General features: G+C 71.3%; 24 protein-coding genes. 9 read left to right on the top strand and 15 right to left on the bottom strand.

Annotation, left to right across the window (positions count from 1 at the left end; translation table 11 throughout):
• Window positions 1-56: 56 nt before the first annotated feature.
• From ITJ54_RS02930 to ITJ54_RS18425, 4 genes are all read right to left on the bottom strand, one after another.
• Entirely contained in the window at window positions 57-581 is a 525-nt protein-coding gene (locus ITJ54_RS02930; RefSeq protein WP_194625791.1) for a tetratricopeptide repeat protein, read from the bottom strand.
• Between the two features lie 118 nt (window positions 582-699).
• Window positions 700-1,293, bottom strand: a complete 594-nt coding sequence (locus tag ITJ54_RS02925) for a hypothetical protein (protein ID WP_194625790.1) — start codon at window positions 1,291-1,293, stop codon at window positions 700-702.
• 201 nt (window positions 1,294-1,494) lie between these two features.
• Window positions 1,495-2,073 carry a hypothetical protein gene (locus ITJ54_RS02920; RefSeq protein ID WP_194625789.1) on the bottom strand — a complete coding sequence of 193 codons (579 nt, stop codon included), beginning with the start codon at window positions 2,071-2,073 and terminating at the stop codon, window positions 1,495-1,497.
• Window positions 2,074-2,142: 69 nt separating this feature from the next.
• On the bottom strand, window positions 2,143-2,622 hold the full coding sequence (locus tag ITJ54_RS18425; RefSeq protein WP_416354888.1) for a cold-shock protein: 480 nt from the start codon (window positions 2,620-2,622) through the stop codon (window positions 2,143-2,145).
• An 11-nt stretch (window positions 2,623-2,633) separates the two neighbouring features.
• On the opposite strand from ITJ54_RS18425, the gene ITJ54_RS02910 reads away from it, so the two are divergent.
• Together ITJ54_RS02910 and ITJ54_RS02905 are read left to right on the top strand one after the other, a co-directional pair.
• Window positions 2,634-2,846, top strand: a complete 213-nt coding sequence (locus ITJ54_RS02910; protein ID WP_194625787.1) for a hypothetical protein — start codon at window positions 2,634-2,636, stop codon at window positions 2,844-2,846.
• 283 nt (window positions 2,847-3,129) lie between these two features.
• Window positions 3,130-3,462: a hypothetical protein gene (locus ITJ54_RS02905; protein WP_323741575.1), complete on the top strand. Its 333-nt coding sequence runs from the start codon at window positions 3,130-3,132 to the stop codon at window positions 3,460-3,462.
• Window positions 3,463-3,992: 530 nt separating this feature from the next.
• On the opposite strand, the gene ITJ54_RS02900 is transcribed toward ITJ54_RS02905, so the two are convergent.
• Both ITJ54_RS02900 and ITJ54_RS02895 read right to left on the bottom strand, forming a co-directional pair.
• A complete protein-coding gene (locus ITJ54_RS02900; protein WP_194625786.1) occupies window positions 3,993-4,493 on the bottom strand; it encodes a DUF6611 family protein in 501 nt (166 codons plus the stop codon).
• Window positions 4,490-5,107, bottom strand: a complete 618-nt coding sequence (locus ITJ54_RS02895) for a hypothetical protein (protein ID WP_194625785.1) — start codon at window positions 5,105-5,107, stop codon at window positions 4,490-4,492. The genes ITJ54_RS02900 and ITJ54_RS02895 overlap by 4 nt, the downstream gene beginning before the upstream one ends.
• 116 nt (window positions 5,108-5,223) lie before the next feature.
• Between ITJ54_RS02895 and ITJ54_RS02890 the strand changes: the two genes are divergently transcribed.
• Window positions 5,224-6,210, top strand: coding sequence for an NAD-dependent epimerase/dehydratase family protein (locus ITJ54_RS02890; RefSeq protein ID WP_194625784.1), 987 nt, complete (start codon window positions 5,224-5,226; stop codon window positions 6,208-6,210).
• Window positions 6,211-6,265: 55 nt separating this feature from the next.
• Window positions 6,266-6,535: a hypothetical protein gene (locus ITJ54_RS02885; RefSeq protein WP_194625783.1), complete on the top strand. Its 270-nt coding sequence runs from the start codon at window positions 6,266-6,268 to the stop codon at window positions 6,533-6,535.
• Window positions 6,536-6,538: 3 nt separating this feature from the next.
• On the opposite strand, the gene ITJ54_RS02880 is transcribed toward ITJ54_RS02885, so the two are convergent.
• A complete protein-coding gene (locus tag ITJ54_RS02880; protein ID WP_194625782.1) occupies window positions 6,539-7,111 on the bottom strand; it encodes a hypothetical protein in 573 nt (190 codons plus the stop codon).
• Between the two features lie 83 nt (window positions 7,112-7,194).
• Between ITJ54_RS02880 and ITJ54_RS02875 the strand changes: the two genes are divergently transcribed.
• Entirely contained in the window at window positions 7,195-7,911 is a 717-nt protein-coding gene (locus ITJ54_RS02875; protein WP_194625781.1) for a hypothetical protein, read from the top strand.
• Between the two features lie 86 nt (window positions 7,912-7,997).
• Here ITJ54_RS02875 and ITJ54_RS02870 read toward each other — a convergent pair whose 3' ends face one another.
• From ITJ54_RS02870 to ITJ54_RS02860, 3 genes are all read right to left on the bottom strand, one after another.
• Window positions 7,998-9,545, bottom strand: coding sequence for a glycoside hydrolase family 36 protein (locus ITJ54_RS02870; RefSeq protein WP_194625780.1), 1,548 nt, complete (start codon window positions 9,543-9,545; stop codon window positions 7,998-8,000).
• A gap of 129 nt (window positions 9,546-9,674) precedes the next feature.
• Window positions 9,675-10,547 (bottom strand): ABC transporter permease, encoded by an 873-nt coding sequence (locus ITJ54_RS02865; RefSeq protein ID WP_194625779.1) that lies wholly within the window; start codon window positions 10,545-10,547, stop codon window positions 9,675-9,677.
• Window positions 10,544-11,476 (bottom strand): ABC transporter ATP-binding protein, encoded by a 933-nt coding sequence (locus tag ITJ54_RS02860; RefSeq protein ID WP_194625778.1) that lies wholly within the window; start codon window positions 11,474-11,476, stop codon window positions 10,544-10,546. The genes ITJ54_RS02865 and ITJ54_RS02860 overlap by 4 nt, the downstream gene beginning before the upstream one ends.
• Window positions 11,477-11,575: 99 nt before the next feature.
• On the opposite strand from ITJ54_RS02860, the gene ITJ54_RS02855 reads away from it, so the two are divergent.
• The 3 genes from ITJ54_RS02855 (at window position 11,576) to ITJ54_RS02845 (ending at window position 13,587) form a co-directional block, all read left to right on the top strand.
• The gene (locus ITJ54_RS02855) at window positions 11,576-12,739 is read left to right on the top strand and encodes a N(5)-(carboxyethyl)ornithine synthase (protein ID WP_194625777.1); all 1,164 of its coding nucleotides are present in this window, start codon (window positions 11,576-11,578) and stop codon (window positions 12,737-12,739) included.
• A gap of 147 nt (window positions 12,740-12,886) precedes the next feature.
• A complete protein-coding gene (locus ITJ54_RS02850) occupies window positions 12,887-13,315 on the top strand; it encodes an Hsp20/alpha crystallin family protein (protein ID WP_194625776.1) in 429 nt (142 codons plus the stop codon).
• Window positions 13,316-13,335: 20 nt separating this feature from the next.
• A complete protein-coding gene (locus ITJ54_RS02845; RefSeq protein ID WP_194625775.1) occupies window positions 13,336-13,587 on the top strand; it encodes a hypothetical protein in 252 nt (83 codons plus the stop codon).
• Window positions 13,588-13,670: 83 nt separating this feature from the next.
• On the opposite strand, the gene ITJ54_RS02840 is transcribed toward ITJ54_RS02845, so the two are convergent.
• Entirely contained in the window at window positions 13,671-14,900 is a 1,230-nt protein-coding gene (locus ITJ54_RS02840) for an MFS transporter (protein WP_323741574.1), read from the bottom strand.
• Between the two features lie 135 nt (window positions 14,901-15,035).
• On the opposite strand from ITJ54_RS02840, the gene ITJ54_RS02835 reads away from it, so the two are divergent.
• A complete protein-coding gene (locus ITJ54_RS02835; protein ID WP_194625774.1) occupies window positions 15,036-16,625 on the top strand; it encodes a Na+/H+ antiporter in 1,590 nt (529 codons plus the stop codon).
• 117 nt (window positions 16,626-16,742) lie between these two features.
• On the opposite strand, the gene ITJ54_RS02830 is transcribed toward ITJ54_RS02835, so the two are convergent.
• The 4 genes from ITJ54_RS02830 to ITJ54_RS02815 form a co-directional block, all read right to left on the bottom strand.
• Complete coding sequence (locus ITJ54_RS02830) at window positions 16,743-17,879, bottom strand: DUF475 domain-containing protein (RefSeq protein WP_194625773.1); 1,137 nt, start codon at window positions 17,877-17,879, stop codon at window positions 16,743-16,745.
• 185 nt (window positions 17,880-18,064) lie between these two features.
• Window positions 18,065-18,829, bottom strand: a complete 765-nt coding sequence (locus ITJ54_RS02825) for an anti-sigma factor domain-containing protein (RefSeq protein WP_194625772.1) — start codon at window positions 18,827-18,829, stop codon at window positions 18,065-18,067.
• Entirely contained in the window at window positions 18,826-19,374 is a 549-nt protein-coding gene (locus ITJ54_RS02820) for an RNA polymerase sigma factor (RefSeq protein WP_194625771.1), read from the bottom strand. Before ITJ54_RS02820 ends, ITJ54_RS02825 begins: the two co-directional genes overlap by 4 nt.
• Window positions 19,375-19,463: 89 nt before the next feature.
• Entirely contained in the window at window positions 19,464-20,120 is a 657-nt protein-coding gene (locus ITJ54_RS02815; protein ID WP_323741573.1) for a class F sortase, read from the bottom strand.
• Between the last annotated feature and the right edge of the window lie 23 nt (window positions 20,121-20,143).

Raw genomic sequence — 20,143 nt, 5'->3', positions numbered from 1 at the left:
AGACACCGACGTCTCGGGCAAGCGACGAAGGGCACGATCAGATCGACCGTTCCCCGTCAGGTCCCCGAGTGAGCGGGCTCGTCTCCTGTCCCCAGCGAGGCGAGGTAGTCAGCGTTGCCGCGCAAGGCCGGCTTGTACCGGTCGAGCTCCGGAGCATGCACGTGCTCTGCGAGGAGCACGAGAAGGCTGGCGAGGGCGGTGTTCGGTCGCCCGTCGGCGTGGAAGGTCAGGGCCTCGAAGGCTCCCAGGGCGACGGAGTCAGGGAACTCAGCCCGCGCCCGCGCGAAGACCCGGAGGGAGTCGTCGATCCGGCCGAGGTTCCGGAGGGTGCTCCCGTACTGGAGCCAGCAGCGGCGCCGGACGTCTCCGGCAAGTCCTCGTTCCATCGCTCGCTCGTAGAAGCTGAGCGCCTCCGCCTCGTCCCCAGCCGTGTCGTAGGCACCACCGAGCTCGTAGAGGACCCGAGGGTTCTCCGGGTGCTCGTTGTGGATGGGAAGCAGCGCGTCGATGGTCGGTCGCATGTCCTCGCGGTCCCGGGCAGCGAAGATCGCGTCGAGCTGCGCCTCGATTGCGTCAGACATGGTCAGCATCCCCCGATTCGAGCAGTCGAGCGACCGCGACGACACAGTACCGGTCGTCTCGATGGCCGATCGGCTGTCGAGAGAACCATCTCCGCTCGTCCCCTCCTGGATGCCCGCATCACGGTTTCGCTGCATAGGGCTGCAGAAGCCGCTGCGGCACGGCCGCCGTGCAGATCGATCGCCCCGGCGGCAGCTCACCATGCTCGTGCTCGTACACGCATTCACCACAGGTCGTCAGCGCCGCATCCTCTCCGCCTGGGTGCTCTTCCCACGGATGCGTGCATGCGGTGCAGTCAGTGCTCCGGAGTCGCCGCGACACGGCGCGGTAGTCAAGCAGCACCGGCGTGCCCCCGTCCCAGGGCTGCCATCGGCCCCACCGACGGACCGCAAGAGGGGTCAGACCGACATCGAGCAGCACCTGGCTCCGTGCCGTTGTGGTCACGGTGACCGTGCATGGGATCACACCTCGAAGCGTCACTGACGTCGAGGTGACGTCGAAGCTCTCGAGCACGAGCTCGCCGGTCCCTCCGGCGCTGTCGACGACGACGTCTGTTGCATCGGGGACTGTCAGAGTGACTGGTAACCGAGCTGAGCCCACGCTCGTGTCATGGTCTTCGACCGACCCACGAAGGAGCAAGAGACCGTCAACCACTCGTGCGGCGGTCACATCGAACGTCGCATCGTCGAGCGTCGCGAGGGAGCGAAGTGGCACGCTGCGATCCTCGCACTCCTGACCACCGCCACTCTCCCGTTCATGCTCTGTCCTCACTCTGATCACCCACGTGAGCAACGGAACCGCTGCCATTTCGTGACGATAGCTCGGCCACTCCGAGGGCACCAGTGGCTCCTCCCACGAGGCGACCCCCAGACGTTGACCGGTGACCGATCGGTGAGCGAGACGACGGCGCGACACTCAGTATTCGAGCGCTGGCCACTCCGACAGCCGGGAGAAGCGGGGGCGCGGCGGTGCCGGCTCGTCGTCATCCATCATTCGAACCTGAGTGAGCACCGTGACTTCCCTCGTGCCATACCAGCGGTGCGCGATGCCGTCCCGCTCGTCGATGACCACCGTTACGCGGTCCGCCGGGTCGCGCTCATGCTCGAAGGTCACGAGCAGCCAGTGTCCGTGGATCCGTTGAACCAGGACCGGGACGAAGCTCGCGGGCGAGCCCCACAAGGGCAGAAGCTCCGGAGTCAGCAGCCGAACCGGAGAAGCTACCGTGCCGCTGCGGGCAAAGCTGACCTCCACCGGCCCGTCGACCGAGTGGAGGACGCCCTCCGCGTACTGGTCGCGGTGACGGTCGCCCTGCCAATCGAACGTCCAGCTCTCGTCGCGCTCGTCGACGACGAGCTGAAACTGCCGCGGCTGCGCCGAGTCGCCCCGCAGCACGATGACCCCGCGAGCGAGTCGTCGAGCAGGGCGCCGCAGGGCGGCGAACTCCTCCCGGAGGCTCGGAGCATCGGTTGCGGCCAAAACGGTGTCGAAACGCATGTCCCCTATCTTGCGTGCGCGGCGACCGACGTGGCGAGAACAGGGTCTCGATAGCCGATCGGCTACTGATCAGGTGCCCGTGACGTTATGCGCTCGGAAGTATCCGTCCTGTCCGGCGGGGTAGGGCTCCACCTCGAAGCGCGCGCCCTGACCGGGCCGCAGCGAGAGGAGGCCGGGACCACTCAGGACGGAGAAGTGCGCGAAGACGTCGGACTCGAGCGCCTTCGAACGAAGGGCACCCCAGCCGTCGTCGTCGCTCCACCAAACGCAAACGCCTTCGATGATCTGTACGACCGCAACGTACCGCGCCGCGGCGTCCGGCAACGGATGGCCGCTCGGACGTGTTCGTTGATGGCCTCCGACATCTCCCGCAGCGAAGTGAGGCCTACGGACCCGGCCCGGCTCGAACGGGCAGCCACCCTCGCCATGCTGCGGGCAGGACGCACCCTTACCGGGTAGATGCGCCTTGGGCGGGTTCACGTCGAGAATATCGCTGCAGCGCCCTAGCTCGGGTCTCCTTAGCCGATCGGCCAACAAGACGCGGAGCATAGAGTCGGGCGATGGGCTCCTTGACCTTCTTCTGGGTTGCAGTCGCGACTTCTTTCGTGTCCACGGCGCTCCTGATAGTCGGCTTCGTCGCGGCGTTGCGTGCAGGACTGATCGGCCGGGACGATGCATGGAAGACGCCACCGGCTCGTCGATGGTTCGTGTCCGGGTTCGTGATGCTCGGAGTCACCGCTCTCCTTCTTGCCGGCTTCCTCTTCCTGCCCTGACGAAGCAGCGCAAGCGCATCGTCAGTCACGCTGCCCGCTCGACCGTCGGTCAACGGGCGCGACGTCGATCAAGCAACTTCTGCAACCAGGTCCGCTCGCCCTTTGGTCGTGTGATATCGATGTAGTCGAGGAAGCCACGCAGGGTCATGAGCCGAGCACATGGTGACGTCTTGACAGCCGATCCGCCATCGGACGGTTCATCGCAGCCCTAGTGGGAGTCCGCTGCCGCTCCGAGTTGACCAGCTTGGCCGTGTGCGCGGCAGGGCGGGCTTAGGGTCAGTTCGTGCCCGACAGGATCATGTTCGTCCAGCTGAAGACTGGATACGACACAGACGCGGGTCCGTCCTGGATCGCCAACGTCCGATTCTCGAAGTCATGGTCAACGATCTACTTCCATGACCGTACGTTGCGGCGAGTGACCGGCACTGCCTACGCGAACTACGATTCCAACTTCTACGATGTCGACTCGGGCGAGCGTTACTGGGTATCAGGTCCTAAGCGAGACAAGACAGACGCTCGATATGGGAGTGAGAAGCCAATCGTCGAGGACGACGCACGCGCTCCTTACGAGGCGTTCCTCAACGGTGAATCGCTGCCAGGACGAAAGCGCGGCTGACCCGTCCGACTGCCGGAATTCCTGCACGTTCACGTCGATCGTTCGGTGACCGATCGGTCAGCGGGTAGTGCGGCTTGCTTCAGGTCACGCCGACTGGACCAGGACCACAAGAGGATGGTTCTATGCGACCAGATCAGCGTCATTGGTCCCGAATCCTCTTTTGGGCATTCATCGGAACGGGGATCAGTGTCATTGCACTCTTCACCGTCGCCGAGCGCCTGGCTGCGCACAAGCCAACGAACGAGAACATCTGGATCATCCCCGTTCTCGGTGTCTTGGTGACGACCATCGGACCCATCGCTGCCTGCGTTGCGCGGCGCCGATTCCACCGTCGTTGAAGTGTGAGCAGTCGCAGTTCGAAGCCGATCTCATCCATCTCCGCACGCGCGAGGGGATGGCGGTCGCCAGAGCCGGGGACATGCTCCGCGGGAAGAAGCACAAGCTCTCCTTCTCACAGGAGAAGCACTTGGTCCAATCGCACTGGGCCGGCCCGCACACCGCGAGCGAGAGACACCGGCGTCTCGCGAGCGCTACCGGGGCGGCAGCGCTGTCCACACGTCGGCCCAGACGACCTCGAAGCCGACCCGGTCCACGCCGCCGGAGCGGCGGGCGCGTTCGACGAGCAGGAGCGCATCGAGCGAGTTCTCGAGGAGTGTGACGTCGCCGTGCACCTCGGGACGGCCGTTGCCGTGGAACACCGTGGTCGTGAGCGATCGCACCTGCAGCCTGGTGCGACGAGTCCCAGCGCCGAGGACGCCGAAGCCGAGGGCGTAGACCCCGGCAGCTGCGGCAAGGCCCAGCCCGCGCGGGTGGTCGAGCGCGAGCATGACCACGACGGACACGACCGCGCCGAGCACCGGCCACACGTGCCAGGCACGCAGGAACACGGCGTCACGAGTGGTGGTCCCCGGGGCGAACACCACGAGGGTCCTGCTGCTCCACATCGTCCTGCTGACGGGGTGTTCCGTGTACCGACCCCATCGGTGCACCCCGCGAGCCGCACGGGTGTGGTGCGCGGTGGTCGCGCTCATCGGTGGTCCTCGACGGACCCGAGGCGTCCGACCTCAGCTGTCCCCACGCGTCCGACCTCGACGCTCCCCACGCAGGCGACCTCTGCGCGGACCGGTGTCGCGACCGGCGCCTGCGTGACGTCCCGGTGTCGCAGGGTCACGAGGCACGGGAAGCAGAGCAGGTCGCCCTCGTGCACGTCTGGCGGCAGTGGTGCCGGCAGCCGGTGGAAGGGGCCGTCGGTGATCCCGTCGCACGGACTCACGACGTACGTCTGCGTCGCCGGGGCCGTGCTCGCCCGACCGATGAGCCGCACCTGGTCCAGCACGGCACTCTGCGGCAGGACGGCGTCGAGCTCGACGAGCACCACGCCGGACAGCGGTCGCCGGACGCGCACCACCGACGCCACGGCCACGCTCACGTCGTGCGGGTGCCAGTCGCGCGGTCGGTACCGGGGCGGTGCCTGCTCGGCGGTGTGGACGCACGGCGTCCCGACGACGTCTGCGAGCCGCGCCATCGAGATCGCGGCGATGCAGACGTCCGCCGTGGTGGCCACGGTGTGCGCGGGCCAGAGGGTCGGTTCGATGGGTTCGGGGATCGACGCCCGCAGCGTCGGCATGATCGTGGTGAGTGTCACGTCGGTCACGATGCCGCCCCCGGCGGGGTGCGCCGCCGATCCTCACGGAGTCCCGACGGTCGCCGCGCGACTCCGCACGGATCACTCACACTGCGGCGGTCCGGTTGACTGAGGCGATGACGATCGGCAGCACAGGCGGAGCACGACGAGTCCTCGTCCTCGGCGGGACCGGATGGCTCGGCGGCGCGATCGTGCGGCATGTGCTCGACACCGGCGCGGAGGTCGTGTGCCTCGCGCGGGGACGGTCGGGGTCCGTGCCGGCCGGGGCTCGACTCGTCGAGGCCGACCGCCGTGCGGCCGGCGCCCACGCGGGAGTCGGCGGCCCGTGGGACGAGGTCGTGGAACTGAGCCACGACCCTGCGCTCGTCGTGCCCGCCCTCGACGCGATCGCGCCCGCGGCGGCCCACTGGACGCTCGTCTCTTCGGTGTCCGTCTACGCCAGCAACGACGAAGCCGGCGCCGACGAGTCCGCGGCGGTCGTGGAGCCCGAGGACCTGACGGCATACGCCGACGCGAAAGTCCATGCCGAACGGGTGAGCACTGACCGTCTGGGAGATCGACTCCTCGTCGTCCGGCCGGGTCTGATCGTGGGACCCGGCGACACGAGTGATCGCTTCGGGTACTGGCCGGGCCGACTCGCACGGGGCGGACCTGTCCTCGCGCCGATGGTGGAGAGCCGTTCCGTCCAGGTGATCGACGTGGACGACCTGGCGTCGTGGATCGTCAGCGCCGCCGCCGCGCGGCGCATCGGCACGGTCGACGCCGTCGGGGAGCCCCTGGCGATGCACGACTTCCTCGAGGCAGCGCGCGTCGTGACAGGGCACCAGGAACCGTTCGTCCACCTCGGCGACGAGGACCTCCTGCACCACGGCGTGCAGTACTGGGCGGGACCGCGGTCGCTCCCGCTGTGGCTCCCCGAGTCGGACGCCGCGTTCATGCAACGGTCGGGTGAGGCGTTCCGAGCGGCCGGAGGGAGGACCCGCCCGCTCGTGGACGTCCTGGAGCGCGTGCTCGAGGACGAGCGGCGCCGCGGGCTGGAGCGGGACCGACGTGCTGGACTCACCCGGGACGAGGAAGCCGCCGTCCTGGACGCCTTCCGCTGACGCCCGCTACGGTTGACCGCCGCTGGACCGAGTGGCACCGACCCCAGGAGCGCACATGACCACGACGACCGATGTCGCCACGGCGCCGCCTCGACGCCTGGCCCCGGCACTGCTCGGCCTGTTCGTCGTCCTGCAGGTCCTCAGCAACCTCGTGCTCCCCGGCCTCGGCATCGCCTTCGTGGCGCTGCTCTGGTGGCGACGAGCACGGCAGACCCGACCGTTCGTCGTCGTGCTGGTCGTCGTGGCCGTGCTCAGCGCGGCATTCCTCGCGGTCGCCGTCGCGGACGTCGTCTTGGGCCCGACGGTCGGCTACGAGTTCGGCTGAGGCTCAGACCCGGACGGGGTCGATCCGCTCGTAGTGCTCCAGGAACCGCTTGCACTGCCGGTCCTGCACGATGCCCGTGATGACAGCCCCGATCATGAGCCCGGCAGCAGCGACGAGCAGGACGACGTTGAACACCTCCACCGAGGAACCGTCGGCCATCTGCGACGCCTGGTTCATGCCGATCGACAAGCCGAGCCCGACGCTCTGAGCGGCCGTGATGACGATGCCCTGCCGGAAGCGGTCGGCGTAGTCGCCCGCGATCGCCTGCTCGTCCTCGGACAGGTTCGCGATCGAGTCGGTCCGGATCGCCCGTCGCAGGCGTCCGCCGCCGTCCCGGTTGCCGAACCGCCGGCCGCTCGACCAACCCGTGCCGATCGAACCTCGGAGCGTGAACCCGGTGAGCGCGAGCGCGAGCCCCGCGACCGACAGACCGAAGAACACGGCTCGACCTCCGACACCGGGAGCGAGGCCGACGAGCAGCGACACGACCACCGCCGTCACGAGCGTGACGACGACCATCCGCGTCACCGCGACCCGCATCACGACCCGGCCGTCCCCGTCCGTCACACTGCGCATCCTGGCCCCCTCGCCGTCCGTTGCGACGAGCATACGCACGGAGGACCGTCCCGCGGAGGACGACAGCCCCCTACGATCGCAGCGTGACGATCGACAGGCCACGGCCCGGGTCCCAGGCCTGGCTCATCCGGCACCCGTGGGCGGTCTCGGTCGGCAGCGCCGGCTTCCTCGTGCTCATGGTCTGGGCGGGCAACTCGGTCGACTGGGACCTCGGCGCGTCGATCGGCGCTGGGTTCCGACGCGCTCCGCTCTGGCTGCTGCTCCTCCTCGGCGCACCGCTGTTCGGCGCGGGCGTCGTGGTGGGCATCGTGCGCCAGGTGCGCGTGCTGACCGGCCACGTCCCCGGGGCGCAGGTCGACGTACCTCGACGAGGCTTCCATCGACTCGTGGTCGTCAGCCCGCACGGCGCCGGTCGCGCGCAGATCGCGGTGGCGTACTTCCGCCGCCTCCTGCCACCGGACGTCGAGGTCACCGCGAGGGCGCTCGACCCTGCCCTCCAGGTGGACCTCGAAGTGGTGGCCGCCATGCACCTCGACCGCGTCGACCTCGACCCCGACGCGGTGCCGGTCCGCCTCGACCCGCAGGACCTGGTCGACGCCGACCTCGTCGTCCGCATCGGCTGCCGGGACACCTGCCCCGTGCCACGCGGCACCCAGGTGCAGGACTGGTTCGTCGGAGCTGCGGACGGCGGCGTCGTCGCGTGGTCAGCGGTCCGCGACGCGATCCACGGCCGCGTCGACCGGCTCGCCCAGCAGCTCGGCGTCCAGACCCCCGCGGCCCGTCCCAGCGACGCCCCCTGACCGGTCGCCGCCGCCGACGCACGCCACAACGGACTGGAGGCTCGGTGCCGGACCGGCACCGAGCCTCCAGTCCGGACCTGGTCGCCTCAGACGGCGCGCGACCCCGCCTCGGTCAGCCGCTCGCGACCGGCGCGCGCTTCGCGCACCGCCGGCCCGAAGTCCACCGTCCGGCCGTCCACCAGGAACTTCTCGTCCCCGAGTCGTTCGACGACGGGGTCCTGCTGGAGGAAGCGCGCCATGGCCTCCCGCTCCGGGGCGTCGAGCCACGCGACGGGGTCGGAGGTGGAGCGGAAGCCGGACACGACGGCGAGGTCCGCGATGGTCTGTCGCTGCTCCGACGTCAGGGTGGTCTCGCGGGAGCGGAAGTACGCGACGTCGGGGTCGACCTGGTACAGGTCGCGCATCCAGAGCCGCGGTACCGATGCGGCGACGCCGTTCAGCCCGCCCTCGTGGCTCGGGTCGGCGACGCACGCCGGGTACGTCCAGTCCGACGCCGTGTCCGGTCCGACACGCACGCCGTCGAAGACCCCGACCGACGGCAGCATCGGCACACCGCAGCCGAGCAGGTACACGTCGGGGCCGGCGGCCGCGCGGATCAGCTCGACGGCGTCACGCCAGACGCGCTCACGGGGCAGGTCCTGGTGCCGGACGCCACGCAGGGCGCCGGCGTACATGAAGTCGAGCTTGAGGTACCGGAAGCCCCAGCCGACCACCCGGCGGATCACCGTGGCGAGGTGCTCCTGCACGTCGGGGCGGGTCGTGTCGAGGGCGAAGTAGTGCGAGTCCCAGTTGTGTCCGGCGACGAGCGGGCCGCCGGACGGGTCCTGCACCAGCCACTCCGGGTGCTCGGTGGCCGTCCGCGATCCGGGCAGACAGATCAGGGGAGCGAGCCAGAGTCCTGGACGCGACCCCCGGGCGGCCAGGCGCGCGGCGAGGGCCTCCATGCCGGACGGGAACTCGTCGTTCGGCAGCCAGTCGCCGACGATCGTCTCCCACCCGTCGTCCACCTGCACGACGTCGATCGGCAGCGTGCCGAGGTCGTCGACGGCCGTCGTGATCAGCTGTTCGTCGATGTCCTCGAAGTACGAGTACCAGCTGCACCAGAGCGTCGAGACCGGGGGAGCGGTCGGGGTGCCGAGGCGTTCCCGGAGCAGCTCCGCGTACCGGGCGAAGACCGTCTCCTCGGATCCCAGGCCGAGGAACCACCCGGATCCGTCGTCGTGCTCGACGGTGCCGCTGAGCTCGGCGTGCGCCGCCCCGACCCGCGGGGTCCCGAGGCCGAGCGCGCCGAGGAGCAGCACGCGGCCGTCGGCCAGGCGGACGGCGCCGACGCCGTTGCCCTCGTGGCGGTCCGGCGTGTCGTTGGCGGCGTCGTCGGCGGTCTGGCGTCGTTCGTCGTCGCCCCAGATCCGCAGGGGGCTCTCGTCGAGCGGGGCCCAGCCCGAGGGCGACCACGAGGTCCACCCCTGGCGGTGGAAGTCCGTGACCTCGGTGTCGAGCGCGATGGTCACCGGGCCGGAGCCGACGAGCCAGCCGTGCGCGGTGGCGTCGAGCCGATCCCCTTCGAGTGCAGCCGCGTCGAGTCCGTCCGCGTCGGCGATGGTCGTTCCGTCGAAGCGGAGTGATCGGGGCATGGCGTACGTCCTCGGTCGTCGGGGGGCGCGGTCCGCGACCCGCCGACGAGCGTAGGGCCTGGACCAGACGACGAACGGGAGGCTCACCACCGGACCGGTGGTGGGCCTCCCGTTCGGGTGGTGGTGGGGTCAGACGTCGCGCCTGCGCGCCGCCGCCATGGCGATCGCGCCGATGACGACGACCTCACCTGCCAGGACGGCGAAGCCGCCCCAGCCGTTCAGCACCACACCCGGCTGTGAGCCGGCGCCGTCGTAGGCGTACGTGTAGAGCTCGGCACCCGCGGCGGAGGGCAGGAACCGCGCGAGGTCGGTGACCCACTGCGCCTCGGTCAGCTGTCCGAAGACCGACAGGATCACCGGGAGCACCAGGAAGATCCCGAGCGTGATGGCGATGCCGCCGGCGCTCGACCGGACCAGCAGGCCGATGCCGTAGGCGAAGAGCGCCACCAGCGTCACGTAGACGGAGGCGCCGAGGATCGGCATCCACACGGCCGGGTCGCTGAACTCCGGGTGGATGTCCTTGCTGACCTGCAGTCCGGCGGAGATCGCGACACCGATCCCGGTCGACACGACGCTGACGACGAAGGTCGCGAGCGCCAGGACGAACGCCTTGGCGAGGACCACACCGATGCGGCCAGGGTCGGCCGTGAACGTCGAGCGGACCTGGCCGGTGGCGTACTCACCCGAGATGATGAGCACCCCGAGCACGCCGACGACGAGCGCCGTCAGGGAGACGCTCACGGTGTTGATGTTGACGAAGCCGCCGTTGACGGCGTCCTGCGGCAGCTGCCCCGCGCCCTGGTCGATGACGGCGCCGAGGAGCACGGCCATCGCGATCGTCAGCAGCACCAGGATGGCGTAGCACCAGACGGTGGAGCGGATGCTGCGGAGCTTGATCCACTCGCTGCGCACCAGGCGCGGGAAGCTCAAGCCGACGCTGTCCGGCACGGCGGCCTCGCGGTGCCGGTGCTGCTGGGCGGGGGCGGTGTTCGGCGCGCTCATCGGACGCCCTCCGATCGGTACTCGACGTCGTCGCGGGTGAGGGCCATGTACGCCTCTTCCAGGCTCGCGCCCATCGGGGTGAGCTCGTGCAGCACGACACCGGCCTGGGCGGCGATGGTGCCGACCGTCGGGGCGTCCGGACCGACCACGAGGAACGAGCCGTCGTCGCGCGGGGTGACCGCGGTGGCGGCCTGACCGATCGCGGCGAAGAGCTGGTCGGGGGACGGGGTGCGCACGACCACGCGGCTGCCACCGCCCTGGCCGTCGGGCGAGCCGCCACCGGCGACGAACTCGGCGATGGGGGCGTCCGCCAGCACCTTGCCGCGGCCGAGGACGACCACGCGGTCGGCGGTCTGGGCCATCTCGCTCATCAGGTGGCTGGAGAGGAAGACCGTGCGGCCGTCTGCGGCCATCCGTCGGGCGAGCTGCCTGACCCACAGCACGCCGTCGGGGTCGAGGCCGTTCACCGGCTCGTCGAGGATCAGGGTCTTCGGGTCACCGAGCAGTGCCGCGGCGATCCCGAGGCGCTGGCCCATGCCGAGCGAGAAGCCCCCGACGCGCTTGCGGGCGACGGAGTCGAGCCCGGTCATGTCGATGACCTCGTGCACGCGGGACTTCGGGATGCCGTGGGTGGCCGCGAGCGAGAGCAGGTGGTTGTACGCGCTGCGGCCGGAGTGCACCGCCTTGGCCTCGAGCAGGGCGCCGACCTGCCGGAGCGGGTCACGGAAGGCCGTGTACGGCTTCCCGTTCACGGTCGCGGTGCCGGCGGTGGGCCGGTCCAGTCCCATGATCATGCGCATCGTGGTGGACTTCCCGGCGCCGTTGGGGCCGAGGAAGCCGGTCACGCTGCCCGGCCGCACGACGAACGAGACGTCGTCGACGGCGAGCTTGGGACCGTAACGTTTGGTGAGATGGTCGACTTCGATCACGCCCGCCACGGTAGGACAGGTCGTCCGTCCACTGCCTCCCCCGCGAGTATGAGATCTGATGTGTGATCGGCGGGTCGGCACGCCCCGTAAGGTCGCCCCATGACCACTGCAGGAACCGCAACGCCGCTGCTCCGCCTCGGGGTCCTGGCGCACTCCGCCAAGGCCGACGAGTGGCGACTCCCCGTCCACCCGGCGCACATCAGCCGGATCGACCCGGACCTGCGCGCCGCGATGGTGCTGGAGCGTGGGTACGGGCTGCGGTTCGGTGTGCCCGACGACCAGATCGAGCCGCTCGTCGGTGCGATGGCCGACCGCGCCGAGGTCATCGCCGCAGCCGACGTCGTCCTGCTCCCGAAGCCGCTCGCCGCCGACCTCGAGGACCTGCGCGACGGCCAGGTGCTGTGGGGGTGGCCGCACTGCGTGCAGGACCGGGCGTTGACGCAGCTCGCCATCGACAAGCGCCTGACGCTCATCGCCTGGGAGGCCATGAACCACTGGCGTGCCGACGGCGGCTTCGGGCTGCACGTCTTCCACAAGAACAACGAGCTCGCCGGGTACTGCTCGGTCATCCACGCGATGCAGCTCTGCGGGTCGACGGGCGACTACGGCCGTCGGCTCTCCGCCGTGGTGATCGGCTTCGGCGCCACGGCCCGCGGCGCCGTCACCGCGCTGAACGCCCACGGGGTCCACGACGTGCGCGTCCTGACGAACCGGGACATCGCCGCGGTGGGGTCCCCGATCCCGTCCGTGGACATGCTGCACTTCGAGCACGACCCCGAGGCCCCCTACGCCAGCACGGTCGACACCCCGGACGGGCCGGTCGCACTCGCGCCGTACCTCGCCGACCACGACATCGTCGTGAACTGCACGCTGCAGGACCCGAACGCGCCCCTGACGTACCTGCGCGAGGTCGACCTCGGGGCGTTCCGTCCCGGCAGCCTGGTCGTCGACGTCTCGATCGACCCCGGCATGGGCTTCGACTGGGCACGCGCGACCTCGTTCGAGGAGCCGCTGGTGACCGTGGGGGAGTGGACCAACTACTACGCCGTCGACCACAGCCCCTCGCTGCTCTGGAACTCGGCGACGTGGGAGATCAGCGAGGCGCTGCTGCCGTTCCTCCGGCCGGTCATGGAGGGCCGCGCGTCCTGGCAGGAGTGCGAGCCGCTCCGCCGCGCGATCGAGATCGAGGACGGCACCGTCCGCAACGAGGCGATCCTGGCGTTCCAGGGACGCGCGGCCGAGTACCCCCACGAGGAGTCCTGAGCGCCGGAGCAGCGCCGGCGGGAGCTCCGAGCGATCACGAAGGGACCTCGCAGGGAGCCCTGAGGAACACGGTCCGGAGCAGTCCTACGATGACGGCAGATCCGTCGTCCAGGGCCGGACACCTCGACACCGAAAGGGGACTCTCACATGACCATGACGTTCGATCCTTTCACCGAGCTGGACCGTCTGACGGGAGCGCTGCTCGGCGGCCGTCAGAGCCTCAAGCCGATGCCCGTCGACCTGCACCGCGATGGCGACCAGTACGTCCTCAACGCCGACCTGCCCGGCATCGACCCGGGTTCGGTCGACGTCAACGTGGACGGCCAGCTCCTCACCATCCGCGCCGAGCGCAGCGCCCCGGAGCGGTCCGGCAGCGGCTGGCTGCTGCAGGAGCGCCCGCACGGGTCGTACCTGCGGCAGTTCAGTCTCGGCGAGGGCGTCGACTCCGAGGCCATCTCGGCACACTACGACAACGGCGTGCTGTCCCTCGTGATCCCCGTCACCCCGAAGGCGAAGCCCCGGAAGATCGCGATCACGAGCGGCGTCCCGTCCGACCAGCAGGCCATCGCCGGCTGAGGCACCCGGAAGGCACTGCGGTGGAACTCGTTGCCTCGGTGGAGGCACCGGACGCAGCGATCCACGACGCGGAGGCCGTGGTCGTCGACGCGATGTTCGCGGACGTCGTCCGCGGGCTGGTCCTGACGACGACCACGGCAGTCCTGCCCGACCGGAACCGTCCGGTCGACGGCCGGCTCCGGTGGCCGGTGCGGTCGGTGGGCCGGCCGCGGCGGGACGTCCGCTCGTGGGTCGGACGGTGGGCGAGGTCGCCCCCGGCGCACGCCGACTGATGACGGACTGGAGGCCCGGTGCCAGCTGGCACCGGGCCTCCAGTCCGTCTGCTGCCGCGTCGCAGCGGCGAGACGCCGGTGCGTCAGGTGGTGCTGGGTGCCGGCGTCTGTCGACCGGCTGCCGAGGCGATGACGACGGTGACGACGAGGAGCGCCAGCGGGACGAGCATCGCGATCCGCAGGCCGAGGTGCTCGCCGAGGAAGCCGAGTGCGGGCGGCCCGACCAGGAACGCGACGTAGCCGGCGGTCGCGACGACGGACACCCGGCGGTCGCCGTCGGTGGGGTGGTCACCGGCGGCCGACACGGCGAGCGGGAACCCGAGCGCGATGCCGAGGCCCCACACGACAGCGGCCGCGGCGGTCACGACCGGGGACGGCGAGAGCACGACGGCCACGACGCCCACGGCGCCGACGACCGCGCACGTACGGACGACCGTCGCTCGACCGAACCGGGTGACGAGCGGGGTGCCGGCGGAGCGGCCGACGAGCATGGCGAGGGCGAAGCCGGTGAAGACGAGGGACCCCAGGACCTCGGGTGCGTCGTGGTCGCTCGTCATGAGGAGGGGGAGCCAGTCGCTGGCGGCGCCCTCGGCGAAGGCCATCGCGAGGGTGATGACGGCGAGGAGCAGCAGCTGCACGGTGATCACCGAGCGTCGGCGGGCGGTCGCAGTGCTGGCGGGGATGCCGGAGTCGGCGGCCGCAGCGCTGGCAGCCGCGGCCGGGTCGGACCGGGGCATCGGGCGGAGGTTCAGCGCGGCGACCAGGGCGAGCGCGGCCATCACGACGGCGGCCACGGGCAGGTGCACCACGACGGGGACCCGGGCCGCGGTCATCGCGATGCCGACGAGTCCGCCGGCGACGGTGCCGAGGCTGAAGCACGCGTGCAGGACCGGTACGACCGGTCGCTCGATGACCCGTTCGACGGCGGCGGCCTCGACGTTCAGGCCGATCTCGGCGACCCCGGCACCGAACCCGACGAGGAACAGGCCGATCCAGACCCCGGCGGGCAGCTGCGCCGGGGCCGTGAGCCCGACCAGCAGGACACCGATCACGGGCAGTGCGCCGCCGAGCAGCACGAGCGGTCGGGTCCCGACGCGGCGGATGAGCGCGCCGGCGCCGAGGATGCCGATCATCGAGCCGACGGAGAGGCCGAAGAGGACGAGGCCCATCGCCTCGAGCGAGGCGCCGAGGTCGTCGCGGACGGCCGGCGTGCGGGTGATCCAGGACGCGATCCCGAACCCGGTCATGGTGGACGTGGCGAAGAGTGCCACGCGGTGACGTCGGGTCGGCAGCGGCGCCGTTGCGGTTCCCACACCTCCACTCTGGCAGGTCGGTGCGGTGCGCGCGCCCGGGTGTGGAATGCACAGGGCACCTCGTCGCGCTGACTCTCCACAGGTGCGCACTTCCCGGCACCGCCCACATCGACGCCATGTCAGGCTGTGACACCCATGGAACTCATCGCACCCGAACTCGTCGTCGTGCTCGCCACGGCGATCGCCGTCGCCACGGCGGTCTCCGGACGCCTGCGGATCGCACCGCCCGTCCTGCTGCTCGCCTTCGGCGCCGGCATCGCGTTCATCCCCGTCTTCGGGGAGCTCGAGCTGCCGGCCGACGCCGTCCTGCTGCTGTTCCTGCCCGCGCTGCTCTACTGGGAGAGCCTGACGATCTCGCTCCGGGAGATCCGCGCGAACTTCCGCGGCATCCTGCTCATGGGGACGCTGCTCGTCGTGCTGACGGCCGGCGGGGTGGCCACGCTGCTGCACCTGCTCGGCATGCCGTGGGGACCGGCGTGGGTGCTCGGCGCTGCCGTCGCCCCGACCGACGCCACCGCCGTCGGTGCGTTGACGCGGTCCTTGCCCCGGCGGAACACCACGGTGCTCCGTGCGGAGAGCCTGGTGAACGACGGCACGACGCTCGTGATCTACGGCATCGCGGTCGCGGTGACCGCGGGGGAGCAGACGCTCACGGTCTGGAACGTCTCCGGTATGCTGCTGCTCTCCTACGTCGGGGGCATCGCGGCGGGGCTGCTGGTGTCCTGGCTCGGGATGCTGGTGCTGCGCCGGGTGTCGGCGGTGATCCTCGAGAACATGCTGACGCTGCTCGTGCCGTTCGTCGCGTTCCTCGCGGCCGAGGCGATCGGGGCCTCCGGCGTGCTCGCGGTCGTCGTGGCCGGGCTCGTCGTCAGCCAGGTCGCCCCGAAGCTCGACCGCGCGGAGACCCGCCAGCAGGTGCGCTCGTTCTGGTCGTTCGCCACGTTCCTGCTCAACGGCGCCCTGTTCGTGCTCGTCGGGATCGAGGCCACGATCGCCATCCGGGAACTCGAGGCCCGCGAGCTCCTGGTCGGCCTCGGCATGATCGGGCTGGTGTCGCTCGCGGTCGTCGTTCTCCGCTTCGCGTTCCTGAACCTGTCGTGGGGCACCATCCGACTCGTGACCCTGCGCACCGGTGGCAGTCCGCGCGAAGGGTACCGCGACCGCGTGGTGAGCGGCTTCACGGGATTCCGCGGCGCTGTCTCGCTCGCGGCCGCCGTCGCCGTGCCGCGCATGGTCGAGGGCGGCGGCGCGTTCCCCGACCGCGACCTCATCGTCTTCGTGGTCGCCGGGGTGGTCGTCGTGACGATCGTCGCGCAGTCGCTCGTGCTGCCCGCGGTGGTGCGGTGGGCGGACTTCGACGGCAGCGGCGAGGTGGTGGAGGAACGCCGCCGAGCCGAGCGTCTGGCGATCGAGGAAGCGCTCGACGCCCTGCCTCGTCTGGCCAAGCGGTCGGGCGCGGACGCCGAGGTCGTGCAGCGCATCCAGGACGAGTACGAGGGCCACCTCGCCCTCGTGCGCGCCGAGCAGAGCGACGACGACGACCACCCGCTCCTGCAGCAGCGGGGCGCCGCGGTGGAGCTCGAACTCGCGCTCGTGCGGCTGAAGTCGGCGAGGGTGATCAAGATGCGCGACGACGGCGACATCGACGACCTCGTGCTCCGCCAGGTCCGTGCCGAGTACGACGCCGAGGAGACCCGGCTGCTCCGGCAGGGCGATCGGGAGTAGGCGCGCGCACGGTGCGGCGCGCGGGTGCGTCGTGCGAGGTTGACCACCCCGTGCGGCGCAACGGTCCCGCACGGTGCGGCGCAGCGGCCGACCGCCGCGAGCGCCCGCCCGCCCGCCTCAGCCGCGGACCGGGCGGAGCCCCGCGCGCCGGACCCACGCCCGCCACGGTAGCGACGACGCCAGCGCCAGGCCGATCACGACCGTGCCGAACCACCCGACGAGCACGCCGGGGATGGGCACGAGCAGGCTCGTCCACAGCAGCACCGCCAGCACGCCGAGCACGTACGCCGCACCGGCCTTCAGGTAGCGCAGCCGCTTCAGCCCCGCGGCCTCGTCCAGGCGCGAGGTCAACCGCGCCAGGAACAGCGCCCCGACGCCGATCGCCGCAGCACCGACCGCGGCCTGTTCGAGTGCGCTGAGCCCGTCGGCGCCGAGCACGCCGGACCCCGACAGCGAGTACACGCCGTCGAGGATCTCGAACAGCATGAACACGACGAGCCCGCGCTCGAACACGACGGTCGACGCGTACACGTGGATGCGCCAGGCCCCGCGGCCCGTGCCGACCGAGTCGGTGTCGGTTCCAGGAGCCGCGGAAGCCCCACCCCCGTGCAGCGCCCACCGCGCGACTCGCTTCGACCCGAGGTACGCGCCGATGCCGAGCACGCCGCCGAGGACCACCGGCACGACCCCGGACGGCTCCCACGCTGCGGCGGAGGCGACCAGGACGCTCGTCAGCGCGACCCCGGCCGTGGCGGTGACCAGCGACCAGACGCGGGGGCGTGCGACGGCGGCGAGTCGAGCCTCCAGGCGGCCGAGCCACGACCGACGCGACGCGCGGTCCGTGTTGAACAGGTACTCCGCGAACACCAGCCAGATGAACGCGGCGCCGAAGGCGGCGAGGGCGGGCCGGACCTCCTGCAAGTGGGCGGCGAAGGCGCCGGGGGCGAAGACGGCCTCGCCGACGGTGGCGGTCGGGTCCTCGGCGGAGCCCACGACGACGGCGACGGGCGGCAGCATGAGCCGCATCGCGAGGACGCCGGCGACGATCCCGAGCGACAGGAACAACCGCCTGGCGGGGGAGTGCAGGCGTCCGGCGATGCCGGCCATGGGCACCGAGGAGTCGGCCGCCATCGCGATCTCGAGCAGCGCGAGCGCCACGAACGCGAGCGCAGCGGCCGGACCGAGCACGATCCACGCGAGCGCAGCGGCGACGACGGTGAGGGACAGGGGGACGGTCAGCAGGGATCTGGCCATCTCCCGATGGAGCGCTCCCGACCTGCGCTGGTGCTGTGGTGGGCCTGGGCAACGGCCGGGAGGACCTGGCCGGTTCACCGGGTCGGGTGACGGCCCGTCCCCCCTTGCGCGGACCTTGCGGGCGGGACGCGGCGGCCCGGGGCGCGTGGTGCGAGGCAGGCCCGGGTGCGTCAGGCGCGAGTGCGTCAGGCCCGGCTGCGGAGCGTGCCGCGCACGACGGAGTCACCCGAGTGCGCAGGGTCGCCGTCGTTCGACTCGGCGGAGACGTCCACGACCGGGTAGCGCGTCGGGTCGACGCCCGACGGCACCACGAACCGGCCGGTGTCCCCGTCGAGGAACCCGACGCTGACCAGCCCGCTGAGGTCCGAGCGCATCATCCACACCTCGCGGAGGGGCGCTGCGCCGTCGGCGGCCCGGTGGTCGAGGTCGACGACCAGGCTGAGCCGTCCGTCACCGTCACGCTCGAGTTCGGCGGAACCACGGGCACCGGACCAGCCGGGCAGCGGGTCGAGCGCCGTGCGGGACACCACCGTGTCTCCGCCGCCAGGACCTCCGGCGAACAGGTACCAGCCACCGCCGAGTCCGAGCACGAGGCCCACGACGGCAGCGGCTGCGGTGAGGAACACGGCGGTGCGACGACGCACCCGGGGCCGGCGACGAGCGAGGTGGGCGCCGGGGGCAGGGGCAGGAGCAGGAGCAGGAGCCGCGGCGGCAGGCGCAGTCGACCGGTCGTCGAAGCCGAGGTCCGTCGCGATCCGGTCCCACACCCGTGCGGACGGCTGCTCGAGGTCGATGCTCTGCGAGGACTTCGCCACGGTAACCACACGCCGTAGGTCGGCCAGTTCGTCGCGGCACGCCGGGCACGCCGCGAGGTGCTCGGCGGCCGCACCGGAGGGCGCGTCGTCGCCGATGGCGAGCAACGCGAGGGACTCCTCGTCGATGTGGTTCATTCGATCACCTCCAGACGTGTTCGGAGCCGAGCCAGACTTCGACGGATGTGGCTCTTGACGGTGCCGAGCGGCAGCCCGAGCCGCTCCGCGATCTCACGGTGGCTCAGTTCCTCGAAGAACGCCAGTCGCATCACCGTGCGCGGCACGTCCTCGAGCCGGTCGAGCTCCCCGGCGACGAGCACGCGTTCCGCCATCCCGTCGTGCGGGTCCTCGGCGGGAGCGCTCCGTTCCTCGTCCGCGACGGCGTGGGCGAGCCGCTCGTGCCGGGCCCGTTCGGCCAGGGCGTCGGCGACGCAGTTCCTGGTGATGCCGACGAGCCAGGCACCGAGCGGGGCCTTGTCCGCGTGGTAGGTGTGCCGACCACGCCAGGCCCGGACGAAGACCTGCTGGGTGACGTCCTCGGCCGCTGCGACGTCGGTCAGCGAGCGCAGTGCGAGCGTGTACACGAGGGACGACCACCGCTCGTAGACCGCCCGGAGGACGCGCTCGTCACCGCTGCCGAAGGCGTCGGCGAGGTCGCTCTCGTCGGGCTGGTTGGTCGTCACGTCGGCGTGGTGCCTTCCGGGGGCCGCTCGGGACCCCTGCCCTGATGGTAGGGGTCGGGGCCGCGTCGCGGTGGGGAGTCGGGGATCGGTCACAGCGGCGTCGCGGTGACGACGAGGTTGCTGCGGTAGTGGTGCGTGGCGGTGTCGAACTCGCCGCCGCAGGTGACGAGCACGAGACGCCGCGGTCCGTCGTGGTCGAACACGCTCGCCCAGGGCACGCCCGTCTTCGCGAGCAGGTCGACCGTGGCGACGGCGTAGGGCGTCGTGGTGCCGTCCGCGCTCGTGACGGTGACCCGCGTGCCGACCGGCACGTCGACCAGGTGCGCGAACGGGCCGATGCCGTACCCGACCGCGTCCACGTGGGCGGCGAGGACGGTGGAGCCCGACGTGGAGGACGGGGTCGAGCCGAAGCGCCACCAGCCGGCGACGGCGGGGTCCGCGGGCAGGGCCATCGCGCCGGTCGGGTCGACGCCCTCGGGTCGGACGGCCTGGTCGATGCCCAGGCTCGGCACGGCGATCCGCACGGGGGCGACCACGGCCGGCACCTCCGCGGGGAGTGCTGCGTCGCGCAGGGGCACGGCGCTGGAGAACGCGGACGGCGCCGGGCTCGGCGCGACGGGCACGGGTGCGGCCGGAGCCGACGAGGCCCCGTCCGTCGAGAGCGAGCGCCCGCCGGGGACACGGTCCGCCGACGAGCACCCGGTCAGGCAGGCCAGGACGACGACGGCGGCGAGGGGGACCGCCACCGCCGCCCCGACCCGGTGGTGCA

The organism is Curtobacterium sp. VKM Ac-2865 (assembly GCF_015350905.1).
In the GTDB taxonomy this organism is placed as follows: domain Bacteria; phylum Actinomycetota; class Actinomycetes; order Actinomycetales; family Microbacteriaceae; genus Curtobacterium.
This window is presented reverse-complemented; position numbering and strand designations above follow the sequence as displayed.